Annotated in this window: 11 protein-coding genes; 9 read left to right on the top strand and 2 right to left on the bottom strand. The window is 75.9% G+C overall.

Going from position 1 to position 13298, the window contains the following annotated elements:
- Positions 1 to 19: 19 nt before the first annotated feature.
- Entirely contained in the window at positions 20 to 1771 is a 1752-nt protein-coding gene (locus ACY0MR_RS04480) for an alpha/beta fold hydrolase (RefSeq protein ID WP_473559237.1), read from the bottom strand.
- Between the two features lie 208 nt (positions 1772 to 1979).
- On the opposite strand from ACY0MR_RS04480, the gene ACY0MR_RS04485 reads away from it, so the two are divergent.
- From ACY0MR_RS04485 to ACY0MR_RS04520, 8 genes are all read left to right on the top strand, one after another.
- On the top strand, positions 1980 to 2927 hold the full coding sequence (locus tag ACY0MR_RS04485; protein WP_473559239.1) for a MerR family transcriptional regulator: 948 nt from the start codon (positions 1980 to 1982) through the stop codon (positions 2925 to 2927).
- Positions 2928 to 3093: 166 nt separating this feature from the next.
- Positions 3094 to 3861 carry a GntR family transcriptional regulator gene (locus ACY0MR_RS04490; protein ID WP_388794908.1) on the top strand — a complete coding sequence of 256 codons (768 nt, stop codon included), beginning with the start codon at positions 3094 to 3096 and terminating at the stop codon, positions 3859 to 3861.
- 108 nt (positions 3862 to 3969) lie between these two features.
- A complete protein-coding gene (locus ACY0MR_RS04495; protein ID WP_030313017.1) occupies positions 3970 to 4197 on the top strand; it encodes a 4Fe-4S dicluster domain-containing protein in 228 nt (75 codons plus the stop codon).
- Positions 4198 to 4211: 14 nt separating this feature from the next.
- On the top strand, positions 4212 to 5579 hold the full coding sequence (locus ACY0MR_RS04500) for an ABC transporter substrate-binding protein (protein WP_473559242.1): 1368 nt from the start codon (positions 4212 to 4214) through the stop codon (positions 5577 to 5579).
- Positions 5576 to 6478 (top strand): ABC transporter permease, encoded by a 903-nt coding sequence (locus ACY0MR_RS04505; protein ID WP_473559244.1) that lies wholly within the window; start codon positions 5576 to 5578, stop codon positions 6476 to 6478. The genes ACY0MR_RS04500 and ACY0MR_RS04505 overlap by 4 nt, the downstream gene beginning before the upstream one ends.
- Positions 6475 to 7266 carry an ABC transporter ATP-binding protein gene (locus ACY0MR_RS04510; RefSeq protein ID WP_473559246.1) on the top strand — a complete coding sequence of 264 codons (792 nt, stop codon included), beginning with the start codon at positions 6475 to 6477 and terminating at the stop codon, positions 7264 to 7266. The genes ACY0MR_RS04505 and ACY0MR_RS04510 overlap by 4 nt, the downstream gene beginning before the upstream one ends.
- Positions 7267 to 7409: 143 nt before the next feature.
- Positions 7410 to 10154 carry a fumarate reductase/succinate dehydrogenase flavoprotein subunit gene (locus tag ACY0MR_RS04515; RefSeq protein ID WP_473561692.1) on the top strand — a complete coding sequence of 915 codons (2745 nt, stop codon included), beginning with the start codon at positions 7410 to 7412 and terminating at the stop codon, positions 10152 to 10154.
- 172 nt (positions 10155 to 10326) lie between these two features.
- Positions 10327 to 11160 carry a VOC family protein gene (locus ACY0MR_RS04520; RefSeq protein WP_388794924.1) on the top strand — a complete coding sequence of 278 codons (834 nt, stop codon included), beginning with the start codon at positions 10327 to 10329 and terminating at the stop codon, positions 11158 to 11160.
- Positions 11161 to 11238: 78 nt separating this feature from the next.
- Here the strand turns inward: ACY0MR_RS04520 and ACY0MR_RS04525 are convergent, their stop codons facing one another.
- A complete protein-coding gene (locus ACY0MR_RS04525) occupies positions 11239 to 12750 on the bottom strand; it encodes an MFS transporter (RefSeq protein WP_388796207.1) in 1512 nt (503 codons plus the stop codon).
- Between the two features lie 78 nt (positions 12751 to 12828).
- On the opposite strand from ACY0MR_RS04525, the gene ACY0MR_RS04530 reads away from it, so the two are divergent.
- A complete protein-coding gene (locus ACY0MR_RS04530; RefSeq protein WP_361851710.1) occupies positions 12829 to 13296 on the top strand; it encodes a MarR family winged helix-turn-helix transcriptional regulator in 468 nt (155 codons plus the stop codon).
- Positions 13297 to 13298 lie beyond the last annotated feature (2 nt).

Here is a 13298-nt window from a genome sequence, read left to right on the forward strand (position 1 = left end):
GTACATGGCTACTGTTTCGTCACGGCCGCCGGGCCGGCTCGTCGGCCCCGCCGGGGTGCCGGGGCGGGTCTTCGAGGTGCCCGAGCACGCACCGCATCGCCCGCTCCACGCACGCGCGTGACTCCTCGCCCGGATCGACCAGTTCGAAGCTGTGACGGCCGTGCGGCACGTCGACGATCTCGACGTCGGCCCCGTTCCCCTCGGCGGCGGCCAGGAAGGCCGCCACCGTCGCGGCGAAGGCCGGGTGCTCCCGGCCGGCCCGGGTCAGCACGACCGGGGGGCCGTCCGCCGTGCCGACGACGTCGGCCGGCCGGAACCGGGACTCCACCGCGCCCCAGCCGGGGAGCGGCGCGAGGGCAGGGTAGCTCGCCGCGAGGCAGCGCAGCCAGGGCGGCGGCGCGGCCAGCCAGTCGGCCGCGAGGAGCCCTCCGGTGGAGAAGAACCACAGCGCGATCCGGTCCCCGTCGACGCGCGGGTGGGCGCGTACGAGCGCCACGGCCTCGGCGAGGTCGTCGGCCGCCCGCGGGAAGTCGCCGAGGCCGTGGAGCCGGTGGTCCAGCGTCACGCCGACCGCGCCGAGACGCGCCGCCCAGCGGGCGTAGCCGAGCAGGAACGGGGTGTCGCGCGGGGTGGGCCGCTGGTCGGGGGCGACCGGCCCGCCGTGCACGAAGACGACGGCCGGGCGGGGCACGCCGGGGTCGGAGGCGGTGCCGGAGACGGTCTCCGTACGGGTAACAGGGCCAGGGCCGGTGCCTGTGTCCGTCTCGGTGTCCGCGTCCGTGCCTGTACCGCTGTCGGTGGCGGTGCCCGTGCCGATGCCGATGCCGATGCCGATGCCGATGCCAGTGTCCGTGCCGGTGCCGGCGTACGTACCGGCGTACGTGCCGGTGTCGGGCAGGTGCAGGTCGACCCTGCCCAGCCGCTCGCGCGGCACCTCCGGCAGGTCGACGAGGAAGGGCAGGAGATGGCTCGGCCGCTCGTGCGGGCCGTCGGGCGCGGTCATCCGGTGCCCCTCCCCCGCGGCCGTACGGCGGAGCACCTCCGCCAGTTCTCCGGGCGCGGAGAGCATCGGCCAGTGCCCGGTCGCGAGGTCGACGAAGCGGAACCGGTCGTCGCCGAGCTCCCGGAACTGCGGGGGCCCCGCCTCCACGAGCATCCTCACCAGGTCGACGCTGGAGCCGTTGGCCGTGCACAGCACCCCGGTGGTCGGCAGGTCGGCGGCCGCGCCGGTCAGCCGGAGCGGAGAGGTGAAGGTGCGCACCGGCTGCGGGGAGGCAAGCCGTTCGAGCCGGTCGAGCGCCGCGGCCGTTACGTCCTCGGTACTGCCCCAGCGCGACCAGCCGCCCGGTTCCGGCGGTGCGATCCAGCCGCCGGCATGGCCGGACGCGTCGACGGCCGCCAGGCGGGCCCGCGCCCCGGGGTCGGGGACGGAGCGCGCGGCCGGCTCGCCGTCGGCGGGGAGGCCGGTGTCGAGGGAGACGATCCGGGCGACGCGGGCGGGGCGCCGGTCGGCGGCGCCGAGGACGGGGTGGAGCCCGTAGCCGTGTCCGACGAGGACGACGCGGGGGACGGGGATGCCGTCGATGAGGCGCACCAGGTCCTGGACGTGCGTCTCCAGGTCGACGCCGGCTCCGTCGGGGAGCCGCCGGTCCCCGAGTCCCGGGAGGGTCACCGGGTACGCCTCCTCGCCCGCCGCCCGGAGCAGGGACGCGGTCTCCTCCCAGACCCAGCCACCGGTGAAGGGGCCCGGAACCAGCACGAACGTGGTCATGGTCGTCTCCTCGCAACGCCTCTGGACTGACTCGCCGCCACGCTAGGAACTCCCCCGGGGGGAGATTCAAGGGCGGCCGCGCGGAGGGCCGGGAGATGCCCTGAAGGTCGCGGTCCGGCCGGCGGAGGACGCTTCCGCCACACTGGCAGCGACCGGGTGGAAGGGCCGCTCCCCGTGGGAGCGGCCCTGGGGAGGGGAGGCGCGCGCCGTGTTGTCCGAGGGGCTGTGGAGCATCGGGGAGCTCGCCCGGCGCGCCGGCGTCGGGGTGAAGACCGTGCGGTACTACTCCGACCGCGGCCTGCTGCCCGAGGCGGAACGCAGCTCCGGCGGACACCGCCGGTACGGGGCGGGGGCGCTCGACCGGCTCCTGCTGATCCGCTCCCTGCGCGGCCTCGGCCTGCCCGTGCCCGAGGTCGAGCGGGTCCTCGCGGCCGGCGGGGACCCGGACGGAGCCCTGGAGGAGGCCGTCTCGGGCCAGTTGCGGGAGGTGGAGTCCCGGCTGGTGGCGCTGCGCTGGCGCGAGGCCTCGCTGCGGCTCCTCGCCGACGGTCCGCCGGGCGAGCGGGCCGAGCGGCTGCGGCTGGTCGGGCCGCTGCCCGCGCCGCCCGACACGGAGGCGCTGGCCCGGTTCTGGCGCCGGAGCCTGCCCGTACGCCTGCCCGCGCGGGTGGTGTCCACGGTGCTCGACTCGGTGGTGCCGGCGCTTCCGGCGGAGCCGAGCCCGCGTCAGGTCCTCGACTTCGCGAGGCTGCACGCCCTGGTGGCCGATCCGCGGGTCGAGCGCCCGGCGCCGCCGCTGCCGGACGGGGAGTACCGGCCCGCCGTGCTGTACGAGGGACTCGCCGAGGCGTACGCCCTGGCGTCGGCGGAGCTGGCGGCCGGGCGGGCACCGTACGGGGGCGGTGCGCTGGACTGCTTCGTCGACGCCTACGCCCGGGCGCGCGGGACGGCGGACTCCGCCGCCTTCCGGCGGGGACTCCCGCCGCTCCTGGCCCGGGGCGAGGGGCCCGTGATGACCCGGTACTGGAAGCTCGCCGCCGGCCTGTTCGCTCCGGGGGAGCCGGTGCTCGGCGCGCTCCACCACCATCTCTCCGTCGCCCTGCGCGTCGAGGTCGGCTCCGGAGGCGGGACGGGGGCCGGGGCCGGGACCGGCTGAGCTTCCCGCATGGTGGGCGGCCGGGCGTCCACGTGCTGGGCGGGGAGGTGGCGGATCTCCCCGCAGGAGCCCGATCGGCGCAGGTCAGGGCGGTGCGCGCGGGATGCCGGGTGGCGCAATACTGCCGCAACACCACCGGCGGCGCCCCGCGGCTACGTTCCTTGCCATGCCCGCCGAACCCGCCTCCGCCGCCCGCCCCGTCGCCGCCGCCCGCCGTCTGCGGCTGCGTGCGGACCGGGCGCGGCAGCTCGCCGACCTGCTGCGCCACCAGATCCTGGCGGGCGGCTTCCCCGGCGGTGTCCTGCCCCTGGAGGACGCCCTCGCGGCCGACTACCGGGCCAGCCGGAACACCGTCCGGCAGGCACTCGACCTGCTGCGCGGCGAGCAGATCGTCGAACGGCAGCCGGGCGTCGGCACGGTGGTGGTGTGCGAGAAGTACCCGCACGGCCTGGACCGGCTGCAGGGGCTCGCCGAGACGCTGCGCGAGCACGGGCGGGTCACCAACGAGGTCCGGACCGTGGGACCGGTCGGGGCGCCGGGCCCGGTCGCCCACCGGCTCGGCCTGCCGGAGCACTCCGACGTGCTGTGCATCGAGCGGCTGCGCCGGCTCAACGGGCTGCCGCTCTCCCTCGACCTGTCGTACCTGCCGATGGACGTCGGGGGCGAACTCCTGGGCTGCGACCTGGAGAACACGGATGTGTTCCGGCTCCTGGAGCAGCTGACCGGCGGCCCGCTCGGCCACGCGGAGATCACCCTGGAGGCCGTCAACGCCGACGCGCACTCCGCCGCCGTGCTCGAAGCCCCCCGCGGGGCGGCCGTCCTGATGCTGGAGCGGCTGACCCGTCTGCCCGACGGCCGGCCGGTCGACCTGGAGTTCATCCGGTTCCGGGGCGACCGGATCACCATGGGCGGCGTCCTGCGCCGCTCCCTCTGACGCCCCGCCCCGCCCCTCCGCCCTCCCCTCCCTCGCTCCCCCACCCCGTCCCCCTCGCTCCCCCGTCCCGTCCCCCTCGCTCCGCCGAGCCCTTTCCTGGAGACAGCCATGCCTCTGGTCCCCCAGCGCGCCGACGTGCCCGTGACCATCGACGAGTCGAAGTGCATCGACGGGTGCACGCTCTGCGTCGACATGTGTCCGCTGGACTCGCTCGCGATCCGCGAGGAGGACGGCAAGGCGTACATGCACGTGGACGAGTGCTGGTACTGCGGCCCCTGCGCCGCCCGCTGCCCCACCGGCGCGGTCACCGTCAACATGCCCTATCTGCTCCGGTGAAAGGCCGAACTCCCATGCCCCGAGCACGACGTGCGCTGCCGCCCCACCGGGCGGCAGGGCGGCTCGCCCCGCCGCTCGCCCTCCTCCTCGCCCTCGCCACCGGCTGCGGAGGCGACGCCGGGGAGCCCTCCGACGGCGGAACGGTCACGGTGACCGTCGGCTACCAGTCGAAGACCATCAACACCGTCACCGCCGGAACCCTGCTGCGCTCCCTCGGCTACTTCGAGGAGGAGCTCGCGGACCGGGGCCGCGCTGACGGCCTCCGCTACCGGGTGGTCTGGCAGGACTACGCGACCGGGGCACCGATCACCGCCCAGATGACCGCGGGGAAGATCGACATCGGTTCGATGGGGGACTTCCCGCTGCTGATCAACGCGGCCCGCGGAAAGCAGCTCAAGGAACCGACCCGGCTCGTGTCGGTCACCGGCTACAACCTGCGTGGCGGCCTCAGCACCGTGGTGACCGCCCCCGGCTCGCCCCTGCGGTCGCTCGCCGACCTGAAGGGCCGCAAGGTGTCGACCAGCGTCGGCTCGGCCGCCGACGGCACGCTCGTACGCGCCCTGCGCAGGGCGGGCGTCGACCCCGCGAAGGACGTGCGCAAGCTCAACCAGCAGCCGAGCGTGGGATCCTCGGCGCTGGCGTCCGGCGGCGTCGACGCGCTGTCCCAGTTCGTCGCCTGGCCCGGCCTGCTCGCCTTCCAGGGCAAGGCGGCCGCGCTGTACGACGGCGCCGAGCTGAACCTGCCCACCTTCCACGGGGTCACCGTCCGCGAGGAGTTCGCCGAGCGGCGGCCCGCGGTCCTGGACGCCTTCCTCCGTGCGCAGCACCGCGCCACGGAGCACCTGCGGAAGCAGCCGGTGGCCGCCGCCGAGTCGGTCGCGAAGGAGACCGGACTGCCCGCCGAGGTGGTGTACCTCTACAACGGCGCCCAGGGCATCGCCACCTTCGACCCGGCGCTGCGGCCGGAGCTGATCGCCGCCCTCAAGGAGGACGTGCCGGTGCTCCGGGAGGCCGGTCTGGTGGAGGACGTCGACGTGGACGCCTTCGTCGACGCGGCGCCCCTGCGCCGTGCGGTACCGGACGCGGCGTACCCGAGGACGAGCGGTTCGAAGGCCGAACTGTGGCTGGAGGGGCAGCGCACGACCCGTGCCTTCGAGAGCCCCGGCGCGCTCCTCAAGGCCGTCGGGGGCGGCTCCGTGCGCGCCGCCTACGTGCCGGACGCGGTGACGGGGACCCTGTGGTTCGCGGACCGGGCGGTGTGGGTCCTCGACGGTTCCGACTGGCGGGCCTTCGTCACCCGGTCGGCCGCCGAGCGGTACGTCGCCGGGCACGCCGGCGCACGCGTCGTCCCGTACGCGGACGCCGTGCGGCTCGCGTCATGAGCTCCGGAAGCGGCGCGGCCGGCGCCGGGCGCCGACTGGTCCGGGTGGCCTCCCCGCTCGTCGCGCTCGGCGTGTGGCAGCTGCTGACCTCGTACGACGTCGAACTCTGGCTGCGGTTCCAGCAGTTCCCCACGGTCGTCGATGTCGCCTCCGCCCTCGGGGACCGGATCGGCACCGAGGCGTACTGGCAGGACCTCGGGCACAGCCTGCGCCGGATCGCGGTCGGCTTCCTCCTCGCGGCCGTCCTCGGGGTCGCGGCCGGAACGGCCGTCGCCCGCTCGCGCTGGGCAGCCGACGTCCTCGGGCCGCTGGTCGAGGTGGTGCGGCCGATCCCGGCGATCGCCCTGGTGCCGGTCGCCATCCTGCTGCTCCCCACGAACGAGCAGGGCATCGTCTTCATCACCTGCGCCGCGGCCCTGTTCCCCGTCCTCGTGTCGACCCGGCACGCCGTGCGGGCCCTCGACCCGGTGTGGGAGGAGGCGGTGCTCACCCTCGGCGGGAGCCGGGCGCGGGTGCTGTTCTCGGTGGTGCTGCCCGGTGCCCTGCCGGGGATCTTCGGGGGCCTCTCGGTGGGGATCGGCGTCTCGTGGATCTGTGTGATCTCCGCGGAGATGATCTCCGGCGAGTACGGGGTGGGCTACCGCACCTGGCAGGACTACACGGTCGTCGACTACCCCGGCGTCTTCGTCGGGATGGCCACGATCGGCGCCCTGGGCCGGCTCACGTCCACCGCGGTGGAGGCACTGGGCCGCCGGGCCACGGCGTGGCTGCCGCAGCCGGCCGCCGGTGCCCGGGCCCCGGGGGCCGCCGGTGCCGCCGATCCGGCGGGAACCCCGTCGCCCGCCACCGCCCCGTCCCCCTCCGTCGTACGCCGTCCCGAGAAGGAGCCGGTCCCATGAGCACCGCGAGCCCGTCCGCCGTGTCCTCGAGGCCGCCCGCGCCGGTGCCGCCCTCGACGGCGGGGCGGGCGGGGGCGGAACTCGCCCTGCACGGCGTCCGCCTGGGCCACCCGGGCGGAGTCGCCGTGCCGGGCCCGGTGGACCTGCGGATCGCCCCCGGCGAACTGCTGACCGTGGTCGGCCCCTCGGGCTGCGGGAAGACCACCCTCCTGCGCACCCTCGCCGGGCTGCTGCCCCCGCTGGAGGGTCGGGTCACCCAGGACGGCGAGCCCGTGCGCCGGCCGGGCGCCGACCGGGCCGTGGTCTTCCAGCACGACGCGCTGCTCCCCTGGCGCTCGGTGCGCGCCAACGTCGAACTGCCCCTGGCGATCCGGCGGGTGCCCCGGGCCGAGCGGCGCGGCCAGGCTGCGGAGTGGCTGGAGCGGGTCGGGCTCGGCGGGCACGCCGGCAGGTTCCCGCACCAGCTGTCCGGCGGGCAGCGGCAGCGCGTCCAGCTCGCCCGCGCCCTCGCCGCCCGGCCCCGGGCCGTCCTGATGGACGAGCCGTTCGGCGCGCTCGACGCCCACACCCGGGCCGGGATGCAGGACCTCCTGGTGGAGATCCTGCGCGGCACGGGCGCGACGGTCGTCTTCGTCACCCACGACGTCGACGAGGCGCTCCATCTCGGCGACCGGGTCGCCCTGTTCGCGACCGGCGAGGTGCTGGACGTGCCGCACCCGCGCTCGCGCGAGGCGCGGCGGGCCCCGGAGACCGCAGCGCTCCGCCGCCGCGTCCTCGACTCCCTGTAGGGGCGTCCCGCCGGCCGGGCCGTACGCCCGGCCGGTCGGCGGACCTCCCGGGCGTGGCCCGGGCGGTGCCGCCGCGGACCGCCGCCCCCTTCCGCGCGTCCCCCGAACACCCCGCTTCGAAAGGCAGTGCCGTGCACCTCCCCCTGACCGTGCCCGATCTCGCCGACGCCACCGAGCTCTCCTGCGACGTGCTCGTCATCGGCGGCGGCACCGCCGGCACGATGGCCGCGCTGACCGCCGCCGAGCGCGGGGCGAACGTCCTGCTCCTGGAGAAGGCGCACGTCCGGCACTCCGGCGCGCTCGCCATGGGCATGGACGGCGTCAACAACGCGGTGGTGCCGGGCCGCGCCGAACCCGACGACTACGTCGCCGAGATCACCCGCGCCAACGACGGCCTGGTGGACCAGTCGACGGTCCGGCAGACGGCGACGCGGGGCTTCGGCATGGTCCAGCGCCTGGAGTCGTACGGGGTGAAGTTCGAGAAGGACGAGCACGGGGAGTACGCGGTCCGCCAGGTGCACCGGTCCGGTGCGTACGTCCTGCCGATGCCCGAGGGCAAGGACGTCAAGAAGGTGCTGTACCGGCAGCTCCGGCGGCGCGAGATGCGGGAGCGGATCCGGATCGAGAACCGGGTCATGCCGGTCCGCGTCCTCACCCACCCCGAGGACGGCCGGGCGGTCGGCGCGGCGGCGTTCCACACCCGGACCGGCGCGTTCGTCGTCGTCCGGGCGGGGGCCGTCGTCCTGGCCACCGGGCCCTGCGGCCGGCTCGGGCTGCCCGCCTCCGGCTATCTGTACGGCACCTACGAGAACCCGACGAACGCCGGGGACGGCTACGCCATGGCGTACCACGCGGGAGCCGCGCTCACCGGCATCGAGTGCTTCCAGATCAACCCCCTGATCAAGGACTACAACGGTCCGGCCTGCGCCTACGTCGCCAATCCCTTCGGCGGCTACCAGGTCAACCGGCACGGCGAGCGGTTCGTGGAGTCCGACTACTGGTCGGGGCAGATGATGGCCGAGTTCGCGGCCGAACTCGCCTCCGACCGGGCCCCGGTGTACCTGAAGCTGAGCCACCTCCCCGAGGAGACCGTGGACGCGGTCGAGTCGATCCTGCACACCACGGAGCGGCCCACCCGCGGCACCTTCCACGAGGGCCGCGGCCACGACTACCGGACGCACGACATCGAGATGCACATCTCGGAGATCGGGCTGTGCGGGGGTCATTCGGCCTCGGGGGTACGGGTGGACTCCCACGCCCGGACGACCGTGCCGCGGCTGTACGCGGCCGGCGACCTGGCGTCCGTGCCGCACAACTACATGATCGGCGCCTTCGTCTTCGGCGACCTCGCGGGCGCGGACGCCTCCCAGTACTGCGCGTACGAGGGCGCGTTGGACCCCGCGCAGCTCGCGGCCGCCCACGAGCTGGTCTACCGGCCGCTGCGAAACCCGGAGGGGCCGCCGCAGCCCCAGGTGGAGTTCAAGCTGCGGCGCTTCGTCAACGACTACGTGGCCCCGCCGAAGACGGGCGCGAAGCTCTCCCTCGCGGTCGAGGCCTTCGACCGGATGTCGGCGGAGATCGCCGGGATGGGGGCGCGGACGGCCCACGAGCTGATGCGGTGCGCGGAGGTGTCGTTCATCCGCGACTGCGCCGAGATGGCGGCGCGGGCCTCGCTCGCCAGGACCGAGTCGCGCTGGGGCCTGTACCACGAGCGGCTCGACCACCCGGAGCGGGACGACGAGGGCTGGCTCCACCACCTCGATCTGCGCAAGTCCCCCTCCGGGGCGATGGAGTTCACGGCGCGTCCGGTCGAGCCGTACCTGGTGCCGGTGCCCGGGTTCGCGCCTCCGGGGGGTGCGGAGCGGCACCTCGGCGAGGTGGAGCTGGTGCCGGTGGCGACGGCCGGGCCCCGGGAGGCTCCCCCGGCGGCGCGTCCGCGCGCGGACGCGGACCCGGCGCCCGCCGCATCGGCGGTCGGAGCGTTCGCGGTCGGAGCGGCGGAGCCCGCGGCGCCCCACCCCCGCCTCCTCGCCCTCCTCTCCCTGGTCGAGGACTCCCCCGACCTCGACGCCCTCGGCCCCTACCTGGACGATCCCGATCCGGCCGTCCGGGCGGCCGCCGTCACCGCGCTCGGGGAGACCGCTCCGACCGGGACCGGGCCGGTGCTGGCCGCCCGGCTCCGGGACGACGCGCCGCCCGTCCGGGCCGCCGCCGCGGCCGCGCTGCGCGAGCTGGTCGAGGTGCTGCCCGCGGGCCCGGACCTCGGCGCCGGGCTGCGGGAGGCGCTCGCCGTGCCCGACGCGGCCGTGCGGTCGGCCGCGCTGGAGGTGCTGCGGGCCCTGCGCCTCGGGGACGCGGCCCTGTACGGCGGTGCGCTCGCCGACCCGGCGGTCGACGTCCGTGCCCAGGCCGTCCGGGCGCTGGTCTCGGTGGACGCCGTCGCGGAGCTGAGGGGGGCGGCCGGCGACCCGGCGCGCGAGGTGCGGGTCGCGGTGGCCCGTGGGCTGGCGGCCGTGCGGGATCCGGCGCCCGAGCCGCTCCGGCCGCTGCTCGACGACGCGGACCCGCTGGTCAGGGGGGCGGCGCTGGCCGCCCTCGCGGGAACCGGCTGCCCGCCGGAGTACGCGGGGCGCGCCGGGTCCGCCCTCGCGGATCCGGCCTGGCAGGTCCGCTCGGGCGCCGCCACCGCCCTGCGGGCCGCCGCGGCCGGGCAGGCCGTCCCCGCCCTCGCGAAGGCCCTCGCCGACGTGAACGCGGACGTGCGGAAGGCCGCCGTCCTCTCGCTCCTCGTCCACCGGACCGACGCCGGGGCCCGGACGGCGCTCGCCGGGGCCTCGGACGACCCCGACGCCGACGTCCGCGCCTACGCGGCGCGCGCGGCGCGCTGAGCCCGGGAACCCTCCGCGGGCGGACCGGCGGCGGTGAGGCCCGGCCCGCGGGCCGGCGGCCGGCGCACCCGGGCGTGTGGTGATCGGCGGCACTCGGGTGAGTCGGCGCATGCGGGGCGGCGGACCGGGGAAGACGCGCACGACGCACGCAGCGAGCAGGACGGAACAGGAGGTGGTGCCGGTGTCGGGGCCGACGACCGGAGAGGTGGCGGGAGCGCCGTGCTGGCTGAGTCTGACCGCGCGGGATCTCGACGCGGCGGAGCGCTTCTACGGGGCCGTGCTCGGCTGGACGTTCCGGCGGGACGAGACCGGTGAGCGGGCGTACTCGGTGGGCCGCCTCGACGAGCAGCCCGTGGCCGTGATCGCGGCGGTGGCGACGGAGCTGTCCGTGCGGGTCGCCTGGACGGCCTTCTTCACGGTCGACGACGCGGACCAGGCGGTGGCGCGGATCCGCGAGCGCGGCGGCACGGTCGGCGTGGGGCCGGTCGCCTACCCGCCGCACGGGCGGGCCGCGCTGGCCGCCGACCGCGAGGGCGCGGCGTTCGGCGTCTGGGAGGGGCCGGCGGAGAGCCGGCTGCACCTCGGGATGCGCTCGGCGCCGGCCTGGCTGGAGCTGCACACCCGGGACGCGTTCGAGGCGGCCGTGTTCTACGGGGAGGTGCTGCGCTGGGCGGAGCGGGCGTCCGTCGGCTTCGAGGTCTCGTACGAGCAGGACAAGGTGGTGCTGCGCCGCGACGGGGAGGCCGTGGCCCGGCTGAACAGCGGGCCGGTCGAGTCCGGGTCGCCCCGGCCGCAGCTGCGTCCGCGGTGGCTGGTGCGCTTCCGGGTGCCGGATCCGGAGGCGGCCGCGGTGGCGGTGGTGGCCTACGGCGGGACCGTGGTGCCGGGCGGCGACTGGGGCGGGGTGCGGGGGCCGGAGGAGGCCGACGGGCGCCGGGCCGTGGTGGTCCGTGATCCCGAGGGCGCCCTGTTCGCCCTGGAGCCCGCCGGGCCCGGCAGGAGCTGAGCCGCTCCCGGGTCCGCCGTGTGCGGGCCCGGGAGCGGGATCCGGGCCCGCACCCGTCCTGCGCGGGGCGGGGTGGGCTCAGGCCGCGGCCTCGGTGGCGGCGCGGGGCGCGGCTCCGGGTTCCGTGCCCGCGGGGTCGCCGGCCGGTGCGGCGGCGGGCCTGCCGGGGATGAGCGCGGCGACGGCCGCGGCCACGAGGCCGACGCCGCAGCCGATGAGCATGGCGACGCGGAAGCCGCCCTCGGACGGCAGCGTGTGGCCGCCGAGCGTGGTGGTCATCTGGGCGAGCACGACACCGATCACGGCGGCGGAGACGGAGGTGCCGATGGAGCGCATCAGGGTGTTGAAGCTGTTGGCCGAGGCGGTCTCCTCCTGCGGGACGGCGCCCATGATGAGGGCCGGCATGGCCCCGTAGGCGAGTCCCACCCCGGTGTTGCAGACGAGGGTCACGACGAGCAGGCCGACGGTGGTGCCCATAAGGGCCAGCGACGATCCGTAGCCGACGGCGATGACGAGGGCGCCGACCGAGAGCGTGACCTTGGGGCCGCGGGCGGCCGAGAGCTTGGCGCCGAGGGGCGCGAGGACCATCATCATCAGGCCCGCCGGGGCCATCCAGAGGCCCATGGCCATCATCGACTGGCCGAGCCCGTATCCGGTCGCCTCGGGCAGCTGGAAGAGCTGCGGAACGACCAGGGACTGCGCGTACATGGCGAATCCGACCAGGATCGACGCCAGGTTGGTCATCAGGACCACCGGACGGGCGGTGACCCGCAGGTCGACGAGGGGGTCGCGGGTCCGCAGCTCCCACCGGCCCCAGGCGAGCAGGACGATCACGGCGACGGCGAAGAGGCCGAGGGTGGTGGCGCTGCCCCAGCCCCAGGTGGCTCCCTTGGAGACGGCGAGCAGCAGGGCGACGAGCCCGACGCCGAGGCCGAGCGCTCCCGGTACGTCGAACCGGCCGGGGGCGGCGGCGCGACGGCCCGCGGGGGCGACGCGCCAGATCAGCACGCCGACCACGACGCTGAGCGCGGCGGCGACCCAGAAGAGGACGCGCCAGCTGGCGTTCTCCGCGACGGCCGCGGAGAACGGCAGGCCGAGGGCGCCGCCCACGCCCATCGAGGCGCTCATCAGGGCGATGGATCCGCCCAGCCGCTCGGCCGGGAGGATGTCGCGCAGCAGGCTGATGCCGAGCGGGACGACGCCCATGCCGAGCCCCTGGAGACCGCGTCCGACGATCATCGGGACGACGGAGGAGGCGAGCGCGCAGACCACCGAGCCGACGACCAGGGGGACGACGGAGACGAGCAGGACCCGCCGCTTGCCGAGGGTGTCGCCGAGCCGGCCGGCCACGGGGGTGGCCACGGCGCCCGCGAGGAGGGTGGCGGTGATCACCCAGGAGGCGTTGGACGCGGTGGTGTCGAGCAGCCGGGGGAGGTCGCCGATGAGCGGCACCACCAGGGTCTGCATGAGTGCGGCCACGATGCCGGCGAGCGCGAGGACGCCGACGACGCCTCCGGGTCGGGCGTCGGGCTTGGTGCCGTCCACGTGTTCTCCCTCGATCGTCCGCGCGGTGATCCGCCACGGCTCCATATGCATAGTGCACATTAATGGTGCCATACACAAGGCATGCATGATGCACATTCGATCACGGCGAGGGACAATGGGGTCATGGACAAGCCCGAGGACAAACCCCTCCACCTGGTCGAGTTCGAGACCATGCTGCTCGGCCGGCACGCCCATCTGTACGCCCCCCGCTCACGGGCGGCCGGCGGTCAGCTGGACCGCAGCGCCTATGTCCTGCTGAGCCGCATCCGGATGCACGGGCCGATGTCCATCGGGCAGCTCAGCGAGGCCTTCGGGCTCGACGCCTCCACCCTCAACCGCCAGACCGCCGCGATGCTGCGGGCCGGGGTCGTGGAGCGCATCTCCGATCCGGACGGCGGGATCGCCCGCAAGTTCCGGATCACGGAGGAGGGCGAGCGGCGCCTGGAGGCCGACCGCAACGCGAACATCGAGGGGCTCGACCGCGTCATGGAGCACTGGTCCCCGGAGGACGTGGAACGCTTCGCGGGCTTCCTGGAGCGCTTCAACCGGGACATCGAACGCCTGGAGGGGCGCCCCTGGCCGCGGCCCTGACG

This window comes from Streptomyces sp. JN8 (assembly GCF_055808075.1).